15 protein-coding genes are annotated in these 21,515 nt (G+C 43.7%); all 15 read right to left on the minus strand.

Annotation, left to right across the window (positions count from 1 at the left end):
• Window positions 1-32: 32 nt before the first annotated feature.
• Window positions 33-926: a FimB/Mfa2 family fimbrial subunit gene (locus BQ7997_RS16535; protein ID WP_073347282.1), complete on the minus strand. Its 894-nt coding sequence runs from the start codon at window positions 924-926 to the stop codon at window positions 33-35.
• Between the two features lie 11 nt (window positions 927-937).
• Window positions 938-2,137 carry a hypothetical protein gene (locus BQ7997_RS16540; protein WP_073347283.1) on the minus strand — a complete coding sequence of 400 codons (1,200 nt, stop codon included), beginning with the start codon at window positions 2,135-2,137 and terminating at the stop codon, window positions 938-940.
• Window positions 2,138-2,159: 22 nt separating this feature from the next.
• Window positions 2,160-3,263 carry a DUF5031 domain-containing protein gene (locus BQ7997_RS16545; protein ID WP_073347284.1) on the minus strand — a complete coding sequence of 368 codons (1,104 nt, stop codon included), beginning with the start codon at window positions 3,261-3,263 and terminating at the stop codon, window positions 2,160-2,162.
• A 26-nt stretch (window positions 3,264-3,289) separates the two neighbouring features.
• On the minus strand, window positions 3,290-4,249 hold the full coding sequence (locus BQ7997_RS16550; protein WP_083589271.1) for a FimB/Mfa2 family fimbrial subunit: 960 nt from the start codon (window positions 4,247-4,249) through the stop codon (window positions 3,290-3,292).
• Between the two features lie 17 nt (window positions 4,250-4,266).
• On the minus strand, window positions 4,267-5,403 hold the full coding sequence (locus BQ7997_RS16555) for a hypothetical protein (protein ID WP_073347286.1): 1,137 nt from the start codon (window positions 5,401-5,403) through the stop codon (window positions 4,267-4,269).
• A gap of 40 nt (window positions 5,404-5,443) precedes the next feature.
• The gene (locus tag BQ7997_RS16560) at window positions 5,444-6,862 is read right to left on the minus strand and encodes a tetratricopeptide repeat protein (RefSeq protein WP_073347287.1); all 1,419 of its coding nucleotides are present in this window, start codon (window positions 6,860-6,862) and stop codon (window positions 5,444-5,446) included.
• A gap of 27 nt (window positions 6,863-6,889) precedes the next feature.
• On the minus strand, window positions 6,890-7,444 hold the full coding sequence (locus tag BQ7997_RS16565) for a DUF3575 domain-containing protein (RefSeq protein WP_073347481.1): 555 nt from the start codon (window positions 7,442-7,444) through the stop codon (window positions 6,890-6,892).
• Window positions 7,445-7,812: 368 nt separating this feature from the next.
• Entirely contained in the window at window positions 7,813-9,762 is a 1,950-nt protein-coding gene (locus BQ7997_RS16570; RefSeq protein WP_073347288.1) for a glycoside hydrolase family 97 protein, read from the minus strand.
• 2 nt (window positions 9,763-9,764) lie between these two features.
• Window positions 9,765-10,769 (minus strand): GRP family sugar transporter, encoded by a 1,005-nt coding sequence (locus BQ7997_RS16575; RefSeq protein WP_073347289.1) that lies wholly within the window; start codon window positions 10,767-10,769, stop codon window positions 9,765-9,767.
• 10 nt (window positions 10,770-10,779) lie between these two features.
• Window positions 10,780-13,302, minus strand: a complete 2,523-nt coding sequence (locus BQ7997_RS25925) for a nucleoside hydrolase (RefSeq protein WP_235817312.1) — start codon at window positions 13,300-13,302, stop codon at window positions 10,780-10,782.
• A gap of 45 nt (window positions 13,303-13,347) precedes the next feature.
• Complete coding sequence (locus tag BQ7997_RS16585) at window positions 13,348-14,970, minus strand: DUF4832 domain-containing protein (RefSeq protein WP_073347291.1); 1,623 nt, start codon at window positions 14,968-14,970, stop codon at window positions 13,348-13,350.
• A gap of 17 nt (window positions 14,971-14,987) precedes the next feature.
• A complete protein-coding gene (locus tag BQ7997_RS16590) occupies window positions 14,988-16,403 on the minus strand; it encodes a RagB/SusD family nutrient uptake outer membrane protein (protein WP_073347292.1) in 1,416 nt (471 codons plus the stop codon).
• 13 nt (window positions 16,404-16,416) lie between these two features.
• Complete coding sequence (locus BQ7997_RS16595) at window positions 16,417-19,362, minus strand: SusC/RagA family TonB-linked outer membrane protein (RefSeq protein WP_073347293.1); 2,946 nt, start codon at window positions 19,360-19,362, stop codon at window positions 16,417-16,419.
• Between the two features lie 25 nt (window positions 19,363-19,387).
• The gene (locus BQ7997_RS16600) at window positions 19,388-20,566 is read right to left on the minus strand and encodes a hypothetical protein (RefSeq protein WP_073347294.1); all 1,179 of its coding nucleotides are present in this window, start codon (window positions 20,564-20,566) and stop codon (window positions 19,388-19,390) included.
• A 12-nt stretch (window positions 20,567-20,578) separates the two neighbouring features.
• Window positions 20,579-21,514 carry a ribokinase gene (gene rbsK / locus BQ7997_RS16605; RefSeq protein WP_073347295.1) on the minus strand — a complete coding sequence of 312 codons (936 nt, stop codon included), beginning with the start codon at window positions 21,512-21,514 and terminating at the stop codon, window positions 20,579-20,581.
• Between the last annotated feature and the right edge of the window lies 1 nt (window position 21,515).

Genomic DNA, 21,515 nt, shown 5'->3' on the forward strand with positions numbered 1-21,515 from the left:
ATCCTTGTGGCTTTTTTGCATATAAGATGCTGTTAATTGATATCGGTTTCTCCTCCCGAATTTGTTCCGTCCCACGTTGTATTGACCCGTATTTCGAAAGAGGGGATATCTCCTGTAAACCGGGTGGAGATATCCAACAGTTGATTTCTCCGGATTGTCAGCGTATCTGTGACGGTTTCGTTATACGAAGGTTTTGTCTCTCCATTTCTGTACAGGCTTAACCGATAAACAGAACGCATTCCAACCGTTGTCGGAAAAGTTCCTAGCACAACAGAGATATCTTCATCTTCATTTGCTGCACGCATGAGTTTCTCTATCGGGATAAATTTGGTTACTTCCATTTGTCCGGAGTAATCTCCGTCAATCATTTTTTTGTTTCCTAAATTGGTCATCGTCATCTCGATTCCCGTCAAGTCTTCGGGTATATCGCTGAATGTATAACGAATTACTCCATGTGCACGCTCCATATAAGCGTTATATTCGCTTTGGCAATCGCAATCTACCCGGAAGGGAAAACAGACAGCGAAATAATCTTCTTTATTTTCTACACCTGCATAGGTAAAGAATAGGTCGGTAGGTACATTCCCGCCTACGTAAGCACTACAATTACTCACAAGGGCCAGGCAATAGTCTCCAAAGGCAAGTCCTTTACGCTGAAAAGTATAGGGTGAAGCTACGTAGGTTGTGCAGTCCGGGATACGTCCTTCTTCTGCCAGGGCGTTGTCTTTGAACAGGAAATAATGAATGTCTTTGATGCGGGTATTGAAAGAAACTTCCATGTCTGTCCGGTAATCATGGGTGACTGCCTGGAACTTTTCTACGTAAATGTTGATTTTCACGTCTCCCGTAGGACATGGATCCAATGTCTCATGAACACATCCTGCAAGCAGTATTATGGACAGCAAGAATAATAATCTGGTATTCATATCAAAAGAAATTAGGGTATGTTACATTCATAATTAGAATCGAACAAATCTTGGTTGCTTTCATCCTCCAAATATTCTAATCCCACTTGCAATTGTGGGGAAGCGGTATCCGGGTCGACTTCATCCGTTGTTCGGAAAACGAATTGCCGGATGGCGTTGTTTTTCAATTTTAAACCGGAAATCGGCTGCGAATATACATAGGTGAAACCACCCTGACCGGATTGTCCGGCAATCTTGAACGCTTCCAGTTGGTAGTCAACTTGCCGGGTGTCATCCGTAAAAACAAAAGGAGAATAAATTGTCACATGACCGGAAATCATTTTGTATTGTATTCCTGTTTTGGCAACCCGCCAATTCGGGTCAATATTGGTACATATCTCGATCTCCGTGGTCGGAGTGCGATGATTGTAATAAGCGTCTCCCCAGCAATCCAGACCGTCACAAAAAGGATTTCCCGTCTGGGTGGCTTTTAATGTGGCATATACGGTATGCTGGGTTGTTACAAAGTTGAATTTATTTTCTTTAGATTCCTCGTCTTTCAATAAGAAACGCAGTTGTGCCACTTTGCGTGCGAAAGCGATGTGGGTATTTCCGTTCACGGGATTTGAGTGTAGTCCGGATGTTTTTTCCACTGTAAATTCCGCTGTTCCTGCAAAGACCTCATAGCGTACCTCCCGTTTGCCGATATTCGCATAAAAGGGATCTGTCTGGTAACTGTATGTATAGGCATGAGCAATAGTATCAGCCGCACCCTTGACGATTGCTCCCGGAATCAAGTTGGGATTCCAAACAGTTGAGCGGGGATTTAGTACTACCAATACCCGATAGTGTCCCGGACGTAATGTCAATTGAAGGTCATTGAAACGGGTATCGTCTGTGATGGATACTTGGGCATATGTTCCGGCTGTCGTTAATTTCCGTTGGGTCAGTGTATCCACATACCATTTATCGCCAATTTCTTTTATTACCAGGCATTTGTAGGAGTTGGCAATAATAGAACGGATATTCCCTGCTGCCCGTGAGGACATTGGGCGATAGTCCGTATTACCTTCCAGCTGCATTTCCGGTAATGACAGGCTGAGGGAGACATTCACCTTGTCTTTTCCCATAATGTTTCTGTTTATCAGACTATCATTTTCGTCCGGTTCCGAGCATGCCAGCAACAGGATGAAAATGCAGACCAGCATTCCGATTATCTTTTCCTTTATCATATTCTTTCTATATCTTTATAAGTTAATTCCATACGGTATTTACATCTATGCCCGATGTGTGGTCGATATCTATTATCCGGTTGCACGGGAGTCCGGCATTGTTGACGGTGAAGTGATCCGGTAGTATGTCCAGTCCGGGTGATTCGGAATTTTGAGGTAGACGGAGTGACAGAAGTCCGGTTGTGAAACATTCTGTCCCGTGGATATGGGCGGTTTCCGTGTGGTTACATATCGGAGTGGTATCGTAATAATGAAAAAACATTGATACCCGAACCTCTTGTCGGGTGGGCAGTAGGCAGGTACCTTTTAGTATAGCCCCACCGGGAATAGAGTCTGCCACTTCTACCGGAACATTTGTTTGGGGAAGCGGAACCTTTTGTCCTTCCGGGGTCAGGGAGAAATGAATGGTATGGTTCAACGTAATTTCCGAACCTGGCAAGACAACCGGGTGATTGCCGGAGTCAAATGTTATCAGACGCGGCACTCCTTCATAAGTAATGTCAATAGAAGAAATCCTGTCCATGACCGATGCCACTGTTTTATCATTCACCGGAACCGGGTCACTGACGCCCCCCGGACCTGCTTTATAAAAACAAAACAACATCTGACCCACTAGCCGTGTCAGTTCTCCGTGAATGGTTCCGGTTTGTAGAATTTCGTTGCCTGTGAGGTCTTTAATCCCGTAGTAATTGTCTACTGACAGGCTGTCATTTGCCATTTCTATCGCCACCTTTTCCCATTCGGTACCAAAAGCGAAAGGAGAATTGCCGGAATGTCTCACGTGTATTTCGGGAGTTTGTTCCGGAGTGGCGATAAAAAGGAACCGGTAGTTTTTTTTATTCAGGTCGGCCAGACTGATCTTCAGTCTGGTAGAACTGCTGATAACTTGTGGCAGGGAGTCGGAAAGACGATAGTTGTTGCCGCTTTCACTGCTGAACACATAAAGTCTGGTTAGCAAGCCGTTGTCGGAGATTCCTTGCCGGAAGTCCGTCCGGAGTGATATGTCCGGTTTGCTATCCACCCAATCCGGTGTGAACGACTGTGATTCCGTGCAAGCGTGGAAAAATCCTCCAATGATAGTTGCCAAACCGGAAAAGACGATGTATTTTACGGGTATTTTCTTCATAGGATGTTTGGTTTATATGATTTTTATTATTCCCATATTCCTTCATCTCCATTGGTTCGTCCGGAAATGGGAAGGTTTTGGATAGTTACTCCTATATCAAAGTAGGAAGAGGTGAGCCATAGGCTGACTTCCAGTTTACGGTTGGCCTCAAGCTTGCCGGACAGTTGAAGGGGCGGATAGGGCTCTCCCGATACGGGGACGAGTGTGATGTTCAGGCCGGCATCTGTCCCGGTGGCGGCGGGAAAGACAAAAGGGCCTGTAAACGTTGCGAATCCTTGCGTGTCGATACTTTCATATTCGGCAGCGGAGTAGTTGCGGATAAGTGTACCTTCTCCTGAAGTATTCAGATAGTTGCATTGCCGGGCAATGCCTGTTAGCTCGACCCGAAGTTCGCGGATATTCTCCAGTACATGATGTCCTTCACTATAAGGTTGGGGAATGTAGTCATCCCCTTCTTTGTATCCTCTTTTCAATATGAATGTCAATTGGGCGACTCTTCTTTTTAACGTACATTCAATCTCATCGCCGCCGGCAATGGTATAAACAGAATCAGCAACGGTAGGTTCCGGAAGAAAAAGTTCACCGGCGGGAAGAATATTCCCGGGATGTTCGCTGTCTGTGAGGGTGGCGAAGCAAAGTTGCTCGAAGGTGACTGTATGATCCAAGGAAGCCGGAAGCACATTTGTCTGATTGTCTAACAGACCGGTAAATAGGAACTTATAATCGCCTACCAGAAGCCGGGCAGTCATTGTTCCTTCTGCCGACCAGCCGTCGGTTATCGTCGAATCATACCGGAAGCTGTTTCCTTCCTTACGGAATATGTACACACACTGTGGTTGGGGGCCGCTTTTGAAAGCGACCCTTGTAATCCCTGCCGGGATATTCTCTTCCGGCATGCCGGAACTGGTTGTCAGTTCCTCTTGTCCGGAACAGGAGAATAACAACGGCAGGAATGCTAGAGAAACGATAATTAACCGCATACACATAAGTATAACGCTGTTTTTTAGTTTATCTCACCGTCAACAGAATTGGCTTCCAACCAAGCCGTATCAATTGTTACGTTGAATTTGACATCCGTGTTGAATACGGTTCCGCTTAAAACATAAATTTTGACGAGAGTCACCTTGTTACGTTCCAACGGGAGATTTTTCGGAGCAACAATGGTGCGTTTGTCTCCTAAGCCGTTTGTTAGTACTAAGGTAAGGTTTGTGGTATTGATAGCCTCATCGTATGGTAACAAGTAAGCTCCATGCACATGCGCGGAACCGGTCTTGATGTCATCCGTCTTGATATTATCGTAATTCAGAAAACCGGTGGTACCTACCTTGGTATCGTCAGTAGAGGTACCGCGGGTGACTGTATTTCCCAGGTCGGGAACAGTGAAATTCTCATTAAACAAAGAGCCTTCGTCCGTTGTTGTTTTGGTACCGAGCAGGTTGACATTCCTGTTCAGTCCGGTAAACTGCATTTCGATGTCGGCAAGTTGTGACACTCCAAATACATCTGCGCTGTCGGAAACTTCGGTATAAGTTCCGTCATCGTTTTTCTTGGCTTGGATGAACATGATGTCCACACGTGACACAGCGCGGCTTAATGATGCACTGACAGATTCGTTGGCTGTAGGATTAATGCCTAATGTGTAGGAATGCAGATCTTCGATCGTACCTTTCTCCAGGAAGAACACAGATGAACCGTCTACCGTTCCATGGCTAATGTTGAGGTCGTCGGTCAGTTCTGTTGTCACCGGAGTAAGGGAAGGGAGAGCAAACCCGCCGTCTTTTGCCAGTCCGTAGGTGGAGACAAACTTGTATTCGCCTATGGGCAGGCGGACGGTTCCGGACAAAACGTTATTCTCGTAATTCATACCGGCAGTCGGGATGTCCTGTGCGTAGAAGTACCCTTCGCCGGCGGGTGTTTTCTTGAATGCCATGATGCGGAAGTTATCCTTCGTGATGGCTGCCGGGTTAACACTGCGCGAAAGCGGTGAATAGTAATTCCCCGTATTCGCATTCATCTCAAATTTGACGGTGGTTGTTTCACTGTTGTCCGGTAACAGGGTGTTGTCTACCGTTGCGTCGTCCGAACAAGCGGCCAGGCATGCAAACATAGCCACTAACAAATTGGTCTTTTTAATTTCCATTTTTAAAAAGGTTTAGGATTAATAATTAATATAATTGGTGCTATTGAATAGCCATAAGTGTGTTGATTTCCTGTAAGTTCGCTACTGCTTCCTTACAGCCGCAGGCACATGCTTTCTCGAAGCAGTGTTTGGCATCATTTATTTTTCCTTCCCGGTAGAGCAGGATGCCAAGATTATTCTGTACTTCCGGTGAGTGGCTGATTTTCTCGAGGCAGGACCGGGCGCGTCCCACGTCCCCCATTTCAATGGCTACGGCAGCCAGATTGTTCCGGGCGGCAATGTTATCGGGATAAAGGGTGAGCATTTCGCCGAACAGTTCATTAAACTTCGGTGAACCTGCCGGATAGCCTTGTGCGATGATATACATTTCGTTCAGGCTTACCTGTTCCGGATGAGTGGCAAGCCGCTCTTCGGCTTGTTCTCTGGTGAAAGGTTTCACTGTATAGCCGGCATCACATACCACGCGGCGTAAAGACGGGTAAATGTTGTGTAACAGGCTGGCGTAGACGGCACCGTTGTCAAGCCCGCGGATATAACTGTCACGTACATCCGGATTTGAGATGCTGTCGATGATCGCTAGCAGTTGGTCACGGTAAGGAGGATTTTCTTTCGTGATACTTCTGCGTAGTCCGTCCCAGTCCTCGGAAGCGGCGACGGTGTTCAATATATATCTTTTCGGAGTGTATCTTTTTTCCAGAAACACCTTCAATGCTTGCGCACGGTTGCCGGAAAGACGGGTGTTATAGTCATATTTCCCTTCCGGAGAGGCGTAACCGACAATGCTGATTGAATCGACTGTGATATACGGGTCATTTGCCAGCTCGGAAATGAGGCTGTCCGCTTTGGCCAGTTCAAGATGATTGTTCATGAAGTCAGGCAGAATATCCCATTTGGCCTGATGAAAGTTGAGGTAAAGGGAGACATTCTTGTGAAGAACTTTCTGTTCGGCTTTGGGGATAATGTAGCTTACATTCAACTTCTTGGGAATGTATGCCAGAGATATGTCTTCCAGGTCATGCTGACAATCGGCACAACCTGTGACTGTGCTCTCCAATACTAATCGGCTGCCATACATCCAGGAATGGAAAGGAATCCGGCGTGAATAAGCTATTTGGGTATGACCCGATTCTATCAGTTGTTTCATATTATAGTCAGGGAACTCGCTTGTTGCTTCTCCGTTGAAACGGGCGAGTCGATGATTAACTTTATTCCGGACGTTTCCTGTGAACAGGAGAGGAGGCAGGCGGAGAGTGTCGCTTTTCCCAATGAGAACCGGGTGCACTGTGAGTTGTTCGTTAGGGGAAATAGCGATGCCGTCACATTCGAATAGAATGTTCAGTTCTATGAGATCGCCTTTATGGAGGGCGGTACAGTCAATGACTTTCAGTCCGGACTTTTCTGCTGCATAGGCAGAAAGGGATAGTAGGGCAAAGAGAGTGTAAAGTAGTATTCTTCCCATGGTTTTCAGTATAAATGTGATATGTAATTATTTGATGACATATATAATGCTGACGGCGGCTTTGGTAGGACCAAAGTAATTATGATGTCCTTTCTTTATCATATCACCGCAATCGGCACAAGGATATTTTTTGTCTTGCAGGTGTGCATAACCTATTCCCAGTGAGAGTTCCAGATTCCAGTGGTCATTAAGGATCCATTGATATCCATAAGAAATGCCACCGCCATACAAATGCCCCTGATAACGGTTGTGTCTCATATTGCTGTTGAAAGGCAGTCCGCCGACATTGTATTTTCCGTAGAAACCGTGAAGTCCGAAGAAATGTCCGTTGAACTTTTCGCAAGTCCAATAACGTAGTTCCGGTTGAATCAATCCGTGCTTCAGCCGGTAATCATGAAACCGCCATGGATTATAGTTGCCCGATATATCCAGCGTCATTTTAGTTCCCAGACCTATTTCTACCCCAAGGTTCAGGGTCGTTGTAGCATCATACAGCAAATTGGTTTTCACGGCTACCTCTTGAGCTTGACCGGTAATCCAGGTTCCTGCTGCCAACATAAGGGTTACCGCCAGTTTATTAATTCTGTTCTTTGTAATACTAAAGAATTTTAAGTAAACCATAGATATAATTTTTTAATCGTTTCAAGTTTATAGATGAGTTTTTATGGCTCATATCGTTCCGAATGTCATATAAATGATACCATTCAAGAACAAAAGTTCTGATAAAAGTTTCAGATGAATATCTTAACGATTTAAAAAAAATAGCTGCTTTTAGGGCCTACTTCTAAAAATAACTGAACTTAGGGGGTAGAAAAAACAGATTTTACTACATCGGAGTTGATAGGGACAGGGTGTTTTATGTAGTTTATCAGATGCAAATATCCCTTGAAACATATTGTTTGTTTCAAGGGATATGCAAATAGGGGCTTTCTTAAAATTGGAAGAGTTTTTTATTCTATATTGATAATACCTATATATCCACCACCTCTACATAGATTGATAGAGAGTTTATTAGAGTTCTCCGGTAAAGTATATTGTATAAGTTGTGAATCTTTTGCTTGCTGGTCAGCATTTACACCGTCATAATGGGCTTTTATATTTTTTTTGCCTTTTCCTATGAAAGAAAGATCGAGTTCAAGGCTACGAGGAGTACTTCCGTTTATTACTCCGATATACCATGTATTACCACGCCGGCGTGCAAGAGCGATATATTCGCCCACTTCTCCTTCTAAAGGAACTGTCTCATCCCAAGTCGTAGGAATGCTTTTGATAAATTCGAAACTCCGGAGATTCTCGTCATACTTAGTCGGACTGTCCGAAATCATTTGCAATGGGCTTTCGTAGACTACATACATGGCTAACTGGTGACTACGTGTGCCCTGACTCATAGGCTCATGTTGATTTTCATAGAATGTTTCCGGATGTGCGTTAAGCATAGCTCCGGGAGTATAGTCCATTGGCCCTACCCACATACGCAGGTATGGGATGATTACATCATGTGTAACTGTGGCTCTCTTGCTCCATTTATTATACTCCAACCCTATCACTCCTTCACGTGTCATCAGGTTCGGGTATTTGCGTCTCATTCCTTCATTGGGGTAGGAACCGTGAAAGTCTACCAGCAATTTGTATTGAGTAGCTTTTACAGCTACTTGCTCGTAGAAGTTAACCATTTTTGCATCATTACGATCCATAAAGTCTATTTTGACTCCTTTCACTCCCCATTTGCTGAATTGTACAAAAGCCTCATCCATTTGCCGCATGATGTTCACCCATTTCGACCATAGTTGGATACCTACTCCTTTTTCTGTTGCATATTCACAGATATGCGGAATGTCAACATCGGGGTTGAGGGTTAACAGGTCATTACGTGCCGACCATCCTTCGTCGATCAGGACATATTCGATGTGATGTTTGGCTGCATAGTCTACCAAATAGAGATATGTATCGGTGTTAATGCCGCTCTTGAAATTTATATGATAGATATTACGGTCATTCCACCAATCCCATAAAACCTTACCGGGTTTAACCCAAGTATAGTCGGCGGCTTGTTCTTTCTCTTCGGAGAGTAAATATATAAGCTCGCTTTGTAATATGGAAGAGGCGTTGTCGAAGATACCGGTCACCCGCCATGGAAAGACCCGTTTCCCACAGTTGGGAATAAGATAGTCTTTGCGTGTGGAGACATAGATTTTATTATCCCCTTCGTATGGCACTTCCTTATCCGGATAATTGGCAAAAATGCCATGGAAGGATTCTTTGGCAGGTTGTAAGTATATTCCCGGATAATTATAGAGATTGGCTTCTGCTAATAATACTTTGTATTTGTCTACTTCAACCATTACAGGAGCTACGGAGAAACTGTCTTTGGGTAATGCATTGATTGGCTTTACCGTATAATCCTGCTCAAACCAGTTTTGTAGCTGGTCGGTTAAAAGAGTATACGAGGTATGATCCTGTTCGAAGCAGTAAGATACAGACTCTTTCTTTACAGGCTGTTTATTGTTCGCAGTACTTACGAAACGATAGGCCACTCCGTCATTATAGACTCTGAATTCGATCTTATAGTCTTTGTAAATAAGCTCAATCTGGTTATAATTATCCACTGCCTCTTTATATTTACGCGGCACAATAAATTCCACCTTCTCCGAAACGCTCTTGCGGGTTACCTTTCTACATTTGTCTGTTCCCCAAGTGTCGTTTCCGACTGTAAGTGAAAGCGGGCAAGTATCAAGAATCTTTGTTCCATTCCGGGATAAGCTGTAACTAACCTGGTTGTCAGTCTCGATAGTTATCACATTTTTCTTGTCCGGCGAACTGGTTTCAATTATTTTGGCGACTGTTATCGAAGGATAACAAAAGGCTGCCGTCAGTAAAAAAAGAATATAGTTTATCTTCATAATTAGTTTCCTCCGGATAAAACGATGAATGATAATCCTGTGATGAACAGAATAAACATGATTCCTAAAAGCCTGTCGGTTGATTTGGAACTACCGGTGAACTCTTTCCATATAAATACCCCCCATAAGGCGGCAATCATAGGTGCTCCCTGACCGAGAGCGTAGGAGATGGCAGCTCCCGCTTTTCCTGCGGCTATATAGCTTAAAGCTGTTCCCAATCCCCATATACATCCTCCGAGGATTCCTACCAGATGTGTGCCTGCTTTTCCTCCAAAATATTCTTTATAGCTTACCGGAGTTCCTACAAACGGACGTTTCATAACAATTGTATTGAACAGGAAGTTGCTCAGGAAGATACCGATTGAGAATATAAAGAAAGCGGTGTATGGAGTAGCCATGCCCGGAGTAGGAGAGTCAAAATTGTTAAGGTCCATGGCAGCAGCTACAAAACGGTAGAAGAAGGACATAAGTATGCCGGCAATAGCCGCAAGAATAATCCCTTTCTTGCTATTATTATTCCCCTCTTTCTGTTGCCTGCCTGCCGCTATCCCATTACAGATGATAGCGATAACAATCAGGATTACTCCTGTAAACAACCAGAACGGGTCTCCTTTAGGAGTGCTGAAATAGTTGATGAACACACCCAGGACCAAGGCAAGTCCTACACCTAACGGAAAAGCAACCGCCATTCCGGCAATGGAGACCGAAGCTGAAAGTAAGATGTTGGAAGCATTGAAAATAACTCCTCCGATCAAGGCACTGACTATGTATCTGGCATCTACTTGCCGGATATCTTCCAGAAAACCTCTTCCCGAATCTCCGAAACTTCCGAGGGTGAAAACCAGAAGTAAGGCAAATAATAAGATACCGATCGTATAATCCCAGTAATAAAGCTCATAACGCCAGTTCTTGCTGGCCAGTTTCTGGGTATTACCCCAGGAACCCCAACATATCATGGTTATGAAGCAAAAGATAATGGCTAGTGTATAACTATTGACTATAAACATGGCTTTTTCTTTATTGATTTATATTCTTTTCTTCTTTCCCTGTCACCTGGCGGACAATGGCATCTAATGTTCTTTGAATATTTTCTTTTCCTTGAATCATAAGATATTGATGTTGTCCTTTGTCTGACGCATTAAATAGACTGTGTCCTACACTGTCTATTGTAATCGTTCCCTTTGTTGACAGTTCAAAGTAGTCTTTTTCCGGTTCTATGGCTTGTAGGACAGAGGTCAAATCCCAAGTTTGCCTGTCGTATGGCATTTTGTCATATATCTGGTAAGATACACAAAGAGGATGTTTGTAACCATCCGGAAAATCATTCAGGATACTCTGATGTGGATACAATAATTTGTTGCCTAGTTCCCAACCGCTTGCAATGACCGGAGTAGGCCACTCACTGAATACGGTTTGTGCGGCATTTATATCCTGCACTAGATTCCATTCTGGGAAATCGAACTCGTTCCCATAGAGTCCTCCCATTACGGACAATAGCTTCACTTTTTGGGCAACGAGTGATTTGCCGTCCAAAGGACTGTACTCATCGGCTTCCGAGTGTAGCAGGCGTGAAAGATTCGTTTCCGGTCCTACGGCAATAAATACCACGGAATTATCTGGTTGTGAAGCCAGCAATTTCCGTAATAACTTATATCCTTCCGGCAGATTGTCTTTGATACTTCTTTGAGGATACAGTATTTTATTGCCTTCAATAATGGTATCCAAGGTCTGGCGGAGATAACCTCCGTCTTCGGGAGTAGCTCCGTTGTATGCATATCCCAATGGAATGTCTCCCCTCTCGTTGAGGCGGCAATATCCGTCAATATATTCAATTGAATAAGGATTGGACTTGCTGATTGTGATACCTAGCAGATCTATTTTCCCGGCTTTCTCATAGTTGAATAGCATTTGCATAGCTAGCACGTCGTCAATGTCATTGCCGACATCTGTGTCGAATATCACAGGAACAGGTTGTTTGAGTTGATATTTTAAAGACTTGTCACTTTGAATGTCGAAGAATAAATCCGGATTCAGACGGGTATCGGACACTGATTCATCAATACCGATATAACCCATTGGGTGATAACCGCCTTCGAAATAATTTTCATTGGCAAATCGGAGTGAAGGTTGCATGCCGGCCGGATCGAGCACCGTTAAAGCCAGGATATATTTTCCCTTGGCAATGGGGGCGTCAATAGAAATATTCTTTCGGATGTGGTAAGTTTCCGGAGCCGTTTGGTATTTATGTTCATCTACAGACCAATTATCTCCCGGCATCCATTCGGAGATGTTTACTCCCTCCAATATTTTCCCCCACACTTTTTGATGACTTTCAGGGTCTAGTAAAGCTATTTCTACCGGCCAGTTATAATAGAATGGCGATGAGCCGGTGTTGATGACCTTGAAAGAAACAGGGAATTGTTCTCCCTCTTTTATTTCTTTCGGATAAGAGAACTCATTGATGACGAACCGGTATCCCATAGCTTTTTGCAGTGTCTCTGCATTTTTCTGAAATTCCGGGTCGTTGAAGTCTGCCCAGGTGATTCCGCCTAAATGATTACAGTGCAGGTTCCGGATCTGTTCCATGACATATTCTCGGGTATCCTTATCTGCCACCACTTCTTCAAAAGACTTGAATCGGGCAAGGTCTCCCCAGTTCCAGGTAATTTCTCCGCCTATGGGCTGGGTTTTCCAGCGGTCGCCTAATTTTTTCATTTCCTCATAACCTCTTACAATCTCTTGGGGTTGAGACCATGAATCCCAGTAAATCCCGAATTCATAATCTTTAAATTCATAGGCATAACGAACCATTACTTTTTTGTTCTTGAATGCTTTGGCGAAGGCATCTCCCAGAATCTTCTCCATACCCGGAATCCATGTCCGGTTAGCTACGTGATCCGGTTCGTCGTGCGGAGCCCAGTAAGTTGAGAGATCCGGGTCATGGTGTTCTCCCCATTCGCCGATAATCCCCATTTCTACATATGCCACCCGCGGATCGTTGTCCCATGCCTGTCCGAGTTTCTCTACAAGTTTTTTTACGCGTTCAGGAAAAGAAGGGTCAAAGTATCCCCCGGCAATGGGGGTATTTTTGTCTTTTTCTTCTACATAGGCGGCTACGGAGTTCGGCCTTTGCTTGTAAGGACCTGTTTCCGGAGCTATTCCTTTGGGCCAGTGCCAACCGGTCAAGTCATCCGGATTCGTAGGGTCTTTAGGTTTTCCGCCATGCCAGGGTTCCAGCCATACAAGAAAAACCCGGGGAATTACTTTGACGTTTATGTCTTCTACTCCTTTCCAGCGATGATTGCTGTAAGCGATAATCTTGTCTACTCCGTCATTGGCGTCGTCTTCGATCATATTCCACTGCATATATTCTTTTGTCAGTGAACCGTAAGGGTAGGGATATTCTTCCCTAATCCGGTCGATGCCGGGAGCGAAGAATTCCCTGAATCCTTTCATTGGATTCCTGAATGCATTCGGATACTCCTGATAAGAAACCGTCACGGTTTTCTCACTGCAAGCAGATATCGTTCCAAATAGCATTAGGAGTAATATGTTTCTGATGCTTGATTTCATTAAGTTTACTTATTATTGGATTTTATATTTTAGAGTTTTATCCTGCCTCATGTCATCGAAATCTTCGGTTGGGATTTCAAAATATACGGGTTCCGTATTGACACCGATATGTCCCATGGGGTGACGTCCTCCTTCAAAATAATTCTGAATGGCAAATCTTAATGAAGGAAGCATGCCGGACGGGTCTAATATGGAAATTGAGATGATATAATCTCCTGTGTCCAGTTTCTTGTCTAAAGTCAGTTCTTCTTCAATATGATTCGTTTCGGCCGGTTGAGTATAGACTTTTGCTGAATTATTCCAGTTGTCTCCCGGCATCCATTGTGATATTTTAGGAGTTTTCAATGTTTTGCTCCATACAACTTCTTGAGTCTGGGAGTTTAGTAAGGAAATTTCTACCGGCCAGTCATAATAAAAAGGTGACGAGCCTGTGTTAATCACATCAAATGATATTTTGAATGGCTCATCCGGTTTGATATTTGTCGGATAGTTGAAATTGGACAAAAGAAAGCGGTAACCCATTGTCTTTTGAAGTAATTCTGCATTGGGTTCGAAAGTCGGGTCATTGAAATTAGCCCAAGTGATACCTCCCAAGTGGTTACAATGCAGATCACGTATTTGCTGAATGATAAGGTCTTGCGTTTTGGCATCTGCCACTACTTCTTCAAAAGATTTGAATTTATAGAGACTTCCCCAGTTCCAGGTGATTTCTCCACCTATGGGCTGGGTTTTCCAGCGATCGCCTAACTTTTTCATTTCTTCGTAGCCGCGCTTTATTTCTTCATCGATAGCCCATGAATCCCAATAGATTCCGAATTCATAATCTTTAAATTCATAAGCATAGCGCACCATTACCTTTTTGTTCTTGAAAGCGGCGGTAAAGGCATCTCCCAATACTTTTTCAATACCCGGCAGCCAAGTACGGTTCTCTACATGATTGGGTTGATCATGAGGTGCCCATACTGTGGTGATATCCGGGTCGTGATGTTCCCCGAACTCACCGATAATTCCCATTTCTACATAGGCTACCCTAGGGTCATTGTCCCATGCCTGTCCGGCTTTCTCTACCAGTTTCTTCACTCTTTCCTGAAAGGTAGGGTGGCAGTAGCCCCCGATAATAGGGGCATTAAGATCGTTCTCGTCATATGTCTCTCCCGGAATATCGCTGGGCCAGTGCCAACCGTTCAAATCGTCGGGGTTATTGGTATGAGTATTCTTGGCATATCCGCCATGCCAGGGCTCCATCCATACGATGTAAATGCGTGGGATAACCTTGACATTTATATCTTCTACTCCTTGCCACCTGTGGTTGCTGTAAGCTATAATCTTGTTGACACCGTCGCTTTCGTTGTCTTCCAGCATATTCCATTGCATATATTCTTTAATGATAGAGCCGTATGGGTATGGATATTCATCTCTTACTTTATCATATCCCGGGCCGAAGAATTCGCGTAATCCTTTCATCGGATTCCGGATCGCATGAAGATATTCTGCCGGATTGATTGTAACTCTTCCGTCTTTAACTTCTACTGTTCCTCCTCCTTCAATGGGAGGAAGTATGCCATGGTCTTCTTCTTTGCATGAATAAAAGAAGATACTCATCAATAGTCCTGTGATAAAAATAAATTTTTTCATGTGCTAAATGATTTATGTTAATATCCTTCGTTATTTTCTGTGATAGCGTCATTGGCATCAACGGCGGCCTGTGGAATCGGGTATAGAACATGATAGGGCTGAATGGTGACTCCGGCGTGGTCTTTCATGTATTCGGCCAGTTTTCCGAAGCGGATCAGGTCCCAACGACGCAGGTGTTCACAACATAATTCGTGCAATCTTTCTTCCAGTACGACTTCGGCAAACTGCTCTTTATTCAGGTTGTCGGCTGCTGTAATGGAAGTCAGTCCCGCTCTGTTTCGTACTTCATTCAAGGCATTATATTTATCATTACTTGTGTCATCTATGCTGTTCAGTGCTTCAGCTTTCATCAAAAGTACATCCGCATAACGAATCATAGTAAAATTCAGATTATCATCTTCAATCACATTACCAGTCTCGGCGTCCCAAAATTTGCCGGAGGAAGGAGGGGTTTGGGTAACACCTGCATATTCTGTGATGAAGAATGCCTTTTTACGTTTATCAGCGTTATCATAAGAATCGTATAAATATTGTGTCGGACCAAATCCTCCCCAACCGCCGAAGTTAGTTGGACCGCCTACATTGCGAGGTCCCCAGTAAGAATGTTGGATACTGCCTTCCAACCCCCACGAGCCAGAATGCTTAAATTGTATTTCAAATATATTTTCATATTCCTGATTCTTGTTTTGGGGATCAAATATATCTTTAAGATTATCGTACAGCTTGAATTTTCCTTCGAGCATCCGGCAGTATTTTAATGCTTCGGCAGGTTTTCCCCACTGAAGGTAAATGCGTGCCAGCAAAGCTTGGGCTGCGTAAGACGTAGCTCTTCCTTTATCTTGTGCATCCGGCCAGGAACCCGGAAGTCCGAGGGCAGCTTCCATATCCTGGGTAATCAGCGTATATACTTCGTCAACCGTGGCACGGGGTCTCATGATTTCACTTCTGTCAATGGATGACTTTGTCCATAAAGGAACACCGCCATACATTCTGACCAAGTCGAAATAGTAGATCGCTCTTAAGAAACGGGCTTGCATAATCATGGAACTGTGGAGATCCGAACTTACTGCATCCGAAGGCATGTCGATTACTGCATTACAGCGTTTGATACCTTCATAGCAGAGTCGGTAGTGATTATCCAGGAATCCGTGTGAAGCGGAGAATGTATAATAATGTAACTCTGAATAAGCCGCCCATCCCATATCAAACGGAATAACTTCATCAGTTCCGAATTCAGTAAGGGTGATGGTATATTTTCCGACAAATACTTCCTGAAGTGTGCCGTAAGCAGCATAAAGAGTTTGTTGCCAGTCTTCCGGTTTCTCATAAGCATTTTCCGGAGTTAATACACTTTGAGGAGTCAAATCAAGAAAGTTGTCGCAACTGCATAATGTCAGGCAACTGAAGGCTAATATTGATAAATATTTTTTCATAATGTTTCTGTTTTTAGAAGTTAAGAGAAATACCACCGATAAAGCTACGGGCATTCGGGTAAGGATTGGTATTGTCGCTGGACTCTACGTCAAATCCTGTAAACTCTGTAGCTGTGAATAGATTCTGTACAGAGAAATAAACCCTGATATTTGAAGCTTTGATATTTCTGATGACACTTTTCGGCAAGCTATAACCAATTTCCAGATTACGGAGACGCAGGTAATCCCCTTTTTGTAGATTGGCATCCGTTCCGTCTCCATTTGCATAAGCACTGCTAACTCGTGGGGCAGGATATTTGTTATTCGGCCTGTCTTGTCTCCAATAATATTTGTAATAGTTTTCACTCATGTTTCCCCATACATTGAAAGAATTGAGGTAACGGTTCAGTGAATTATTGATTTTATGTCCTCCTGCAAAAGTGAAGAATGCAGTAAGGTCAATACCTTTGTATGAGAACGTATTGGTAAAGCTACCGTAATATTTGGGCGTGGAAACTCCGCAGAAATCACGGTCTTCTCCGTTGATGACATAGTCTTTTTTAGAATCCAGAATCTTGCGGTCACCGGGTTGAGCGTTATATTTGGCAGCTTCGGCTGCTTCGTTCGTTTGCCAGATACCTTCGGATTTCAGTAAGTAGAACTGACCGATAGGACGCCCTACAAACAATGATTTATTGACATCTTGTTTGCCGTCATAAAGTTCTTTGATTTTATTGTTATTATAAGAAATCATGAAGGCTGTTGTCCATAAGAAGTCTTTAGTACTGATATTGACTGTGTTCAGCGTAAATTCTATACCTTTATTATCAATTTTACCGATATTGGTAAGTGAAGTGCCGAAGCCGGATTCCAACGGAAGGGGTACTTCCCATAGCAAGTCAGTCGTACGCTTGTAATAAGCCTCGATTGTACCAGCTATCCGGTTGTTGAATAACCCGAAGTCAATACCTAAGTCTAATTGGTTGGCTTTTTCCCAAGTCAGTTCCGGATTCGAAATAGAAGTTTGTACGGAACCGGTTACCAGGTTATTGCCTAAAACGTAATTGGCGGAAGCACTTCCTAGGGCGATTGTCGGAGCATAGGCGAAATCTCCGATATTCTGGTTACCCAATTTTCCGGCACTGATTCTTAACTTCAGGTTGCTGATGATCGGAGCGTTTTCTTTAATGAAACTTTCTTCAGAGGCACGCCATGCAAGTGCTAGTGACGGGAAGAATCCCCACCTGTGTCCCGGTGCAAAACGGGAAGAACCGTCGCCGCGCATGGTTAATGTTGCCAGATAGCGATTGCTGAAATTATAATTGAATCGTCCGTAGAAAGACACCAGGGAAGAAGGGACTGCATACGAAGAGTTCGGTCCATGTTCTTCCGCTCCTTGCAAATTGTAGTACTTGAGAATGGATGACAACTTTTTGGAGTCGGCGGTTACTTCTTCATACTCTGTTTTGGAAGCGGAGAAACCTGCCATTGCAGAGAATTGATGCTCTTTGTTAATGTCAAATGAATAAGTGGCAGTGTTTTCAGTTTGCCAGTATCTTTTTTTATTCGACATTACATTGGCATGGCCGCCGGCCGTATAATGTTGTCCCATACGTCCGTCCTCATACGTATTTACTTTGTAAAAGACAAGTTCTCCACCGTTGTCGGAACGTAATTTCAGGTTCTTTATCGGTTCTATCTCAATGTAGGCGGAACCTACGAATCTGGACTTGAGTGTGGCTTTGTCAAGCAAGTCGACTATGGCTACCGGATTTGCTTTCGTGTTGAGGAAGCCGTCGAAATATTCACCGTCTTCGGTATAAACAGGAGCTGTTGGTTGTGAACTAATGGCACTGAACATGGTTCCGTATCCCGAATCTGCCTCTTCGTTGATATTCATTAGTTTAGACTCGATGACATTGAAACGTACACCGTATCTTAACCACTTGTTTAATTTGGCATCCATATTATATCGAACAGTCAGCTTATTAAAAGACGAGTTCTTGACCGTGCCTTTCTGATCGTACCAGTCTACTCCTAAAAAGTGTTGTATATCGTTCTTTCCTCCGGAGATCGAGAAGTTATAGTTCTGATATTGTCCGTTTTGGGTCACTGCGTCCTGCCAGTCGGTCGATTCGCCACGGCTTAGCAAACGTAGTTCTTCTGATGTCCATTTGTAGTTGGGCTGGGCAATGGATACTAATTCGTAATATTGTTGTGCGTTCATCAGATCTTGCTTGTTGAGCATTTTTTGCGTACCGAAAGAGGCATTCAGGGAGATTTTGGCCTTTCCACTTGTACCCTTCTTGGTAGTCACGAGTACTACGCCATTAGAACCTCTCGAACCATAGATAGATGCAGAAGAAGCATCTTTTAGAATTTCGATAGATTCAATATCACCGGAAGATAAATCCTGCAAACCTCCTTGTACGGGAATACCGTCGACGATATATAACGGTTCGCTGCCAGCCCGGAGTGATCCTACTCCACGAATAACGACAGAAGCGTCTCCACCGGGTTTTACGGAGCCGGTAGTCACTTGCACACCGGCGGCAAGTCCTTGTAAGGCAGTTGTCACTGTTCCTACTTTGGAGTTTGTAAGATTCTCTGATTTGATAGAGGCAACGGCCCCCGTCAAGTCGCTCTTTTTGGCAATACCATAACCGATTGCCACTACTTCATCCAAGTTAATGGCGTCTGCTGCCATTTGTATATTAATGATATTTTGCTTTCCTATGGTAACAGATTGTTTTACCATGCCCACGAAAGTAAACTCCAGAACATTTCCTCTTTGGGCTTTGATACTGTAGTTTCCGTTTGCATCACTTACAGTTCCTGTTTGAGTCCCTTTTATGGTTATAGATACACCTGGCAATGTTTCATTACTCGTGTCGGTTACGGTTCCTCTAATGTTGATTGTCTGTGCGTGTAATACACTGACAAAAAAGATAGCTATAAATAATATGATGTGTTTTTTCATGACGCTTATTTTATAGAATTGTTAGTTAATAGGCCCGGATTGGAAGAACACCAATTTTCCAACCGCTTTTTGAGCACTTCTCGGAAATCAGCTTGCTTTCTTCGTAGAAATTTACATAGAAAGCAGACCAACCCGGATCATTGCCGTCGCCTTCACTTGAAGACCAATAATTGTTGGCGGGGATATTCACTCCCTTCTCAGCCAATAAGTTCTTCACTTTGAAGATTTCAATCAATTCTTCTCGGGAAGGAAGAAACCAGTCTGTGTATGTAATCTGCCCGACTGTAACGCTATTGTCAAGACAGAGTTGGGCAGCGATTTTGACTGCTTGCCACTCCGGCCAATTGTTGGCACTTTGTAATGCATTGAACTTTTTCACAATATTCTGAGTATTCGTGTAGCCGCTTCCCATACTTTGGCTGGTTCCGGCTGCATCTGATGCTTCTCTTTCCGGGCCGAATTGCTCCGTATTCGTACCGACATTACTCATATTTACGATATATCCGTGTGCTTTTGTTGCATCTACCCAGAATACAACACCTCCGCCCAGTTTATCTCCTACATTTGTCTCGATAGTGATTGTTCCGAGATTACTTTTTCGTTCTCCCCTGACAATCATAATGGAGTTTACTCCGTATAACCCTTCAGGAAGTGTAAATTCCACTCCTTCCTCATTAAGGGTTAATGGCAAATTATATTCGATGCCGGTCGGGTAGAAGGAAGCATATAGTACGGCAACGTCTCCTGCTTCAAATCCCTTTCCTTGAATTTCGACTTTGCTCTTGGGCTGCACATTGCCGGAAGGAAGAACAACATCAATAATTGGAACAATGAACGGTACTTTCAACGTCCCGTTTAAAACGGTTTGTTTACCGGCTCTTTCAATTGTTATGCTATACTCACCGCCTGCTTCCACCGGAACAATGAATTTTAAGTAGCTATCTGTGACTTCCGTGACTTCTACTTTTTCCTTCTGATTGGTAGCGTTACTTAAATAAACTATATCTTCTTTTGCAAAACCGAGTCCGTTGATTTGTGCAACCTGACCGGGAATGATGTCATTTTCCGAAGGTAATTTTATTTCCTTTAGAATGGGAGCTATAGGAATAGCGGTGTGTTCATCGTCGCTATCACAGCTATAAAAGTTGCATACTATCAATCCCGATAAAATAGGGATGAGTAGTTGTTTCAAATAGGTTTTCATGGCTCATTAAATTTAAAAGTTGAACGATAAGGCTAATTCTTTTTCTTGCATGAAGCATTTCACTTCATCGAGAGTAGGAATAGACGGTTGTGCACCCGAACGTGTGACTGCAATGGCTGCCGCAGTGTTGGCAAAGTTGAGCGCTTCCTGATCTATTTCTTTCTTTGCACAAACGACCGCCAATGCGCCGCAAAAAGTGTCACCTGCGGCGATCGTATCGATTGCATTTACTTTACATCCGGGAAGTTGGATGGTTGCTTTAGCATTTTTCATATATACACCTTGGCTTCCCAGTGTGATTACGACATTGCTTGTACCCGCTTTCAGCAATGTTTCGGCAATTTCCTCGAGATTGTTGTCTGTATACTCAATTCCTGAGATGAATGAAGCTTCCAGTTCATTGACGACTAGTATATCAATGGCTTTCATCAGTTCTTCATCAATCAGGCAGGCGGGTGCAGGATTGAACAATACCTTTTTACCTTTTTGCTTTGCCGATAGAGCTATTTTTTTAATTGTTTCGTAGGGTATCTCAGCCTGCATGACGATGATATCGGCTTCGTCAATTACTTCTGAGAAATGGATGATTGAACCGGGCAGTAAAGAATAGTTAGCTCCGGGAGCTACTGCAATGCAGTTCTCACCACTGTTAGCCACAAAAATCAGTGCGGTTCCTGTGGGATGATTGACATCATCAATAATGTAATCGGTGGTGATACCTTCTTTCTTAAAGTGATTTTTTAAAATATCCGCATACATGTCATTCCCCAAAGAGGTGACAAATGTCACGGAGCCGCCAAGCCTGGCTGCCGCCACAGCTTGGTTGGCTCCTTTGCCTCCGAGGGACTGCATGAAATTTGCATCTCCGACTGTTTCGCCGGGTGCCGGGAGATGGCTGACTTGCGCAACCATGTCGATGTTTGAACTTCCAATAACAACTACTTTCATT

It is taken from the genome of Bacteroides congonensis (assembly GCF_900130125.1).
Classification (GTDB): Bacteria; Bacteroidota; Bacteroidia; order Bacteroidales; family Bacteroidaceae; genus Bacteroides; species Bacteroides congonensis.

What these genes read in the sequence shown, in the direction of transcription:
- BQ7997_RS16550 (WP_083589271.1), bottom strand. Translation starts at nt 4,249, where the DNA reads ATGTGTATGCGGTTAATTATCGTTTCTCTAGCATTCCTGCCGTTGTTA.
- BQ7997_RS16560 (WP_073347287.1), bottom strand. Translation starts at nt 6,862, where the DNA reads ATGGGAAGAATACTACTTTACACTCTCTTTGCCCTACTATCCCTTTCT.
- BQ7997_RS25925 (WP_235817312.1), bottom strand. Translation starts at nt 13,302, where the DNA reads ATGCTATTTGGAACGATATCTGCTTGCAGTGAGAAAACCGTGACGGTT.
- BQ7997_RS16595 (WP_073347293.1), bottom strand. Translation starts at nt 19,362, where the DNA reads ATGAAAAAACACATCATATTATTTATAGCTATCTTTTTTGTCAGTGTA.
- BQ7997_RS16600 (WP_073347294.1), bottom strand. Translation starts at nt 20,566, where the DNA reads ATGAAAACCTATTTGAAACAACTACTCATCCCTATTTTATCGGGATTG.
- rbsK (WP_073347295.1), bottom strand. Translation starts at nt 21,514, where the DNA reads ATGAAAGTAGTTGTTATTGGAAGTTCAAACATCGACATGGTTGCGCAA.
- BQ7997_RS16555 (WP_073347286.1), bottom strand. Translation starts at nt 5,403, where the DNA reads ATGGAAATTAAAAAGACCAATTTGTTAGTGGCTATGTTTGCATGCCTG.
- BQ7997_RS16545 (WP_073347284.1), bottom strand. Translation starts at nt 3,263, where the DNA reads ATGAAGAAAATACCCGTAAAATACATCGTCTTTTCCGGTTTGGCAACT.
- BQ7997_RS16585 (WP_073347291.1), bottom strand. Translation starts at nt 14,970, where the DNA reads ATGAAAAAATTTATTTTTATCACAGGACTATTGATGAGTATCTTCTTT.
- BQ7997_RS16590 (WP_073347292.1), bottom strand. Translation starts at nt 16,403, where the DNA reads ATGAAAAAATATTTATCAATATTAGCCTTCAGTTGCCTGACATTATGC.
- BQ7997_RS16570 (WP_073347288.1), bottom strand. Translation starts at nt 9,762, where the DNA reads ATGAAGATAAACTATATTCTTTTTTTACTGACGGCAGCCTTTTGTTAT.
- BQ7997_RS16535 (WP_073347282.1), bottom strand. Translation starts at nt 926, where the DNA reads ATGAATACCAGATTATTATTCTTGCTGTCCATAATACTGCTTGCAGGA.
- BQ7997_RS16540 (WP_073347283.1), bottom strand. Translation starts at nt 2,137, where the DNA reads ATGATAAAGGAAAAGATAATCGGAATGCTGGTCTGCATTTTCATCCTG.
- BQ7997_RS16575 (WP_073347289.1), bottom strand. Translation starts at nt 10,769, where the DNA reads ATGTTTATAGTCAATAGTTATACACTAGCCATTATCTTTTGCTTCATA.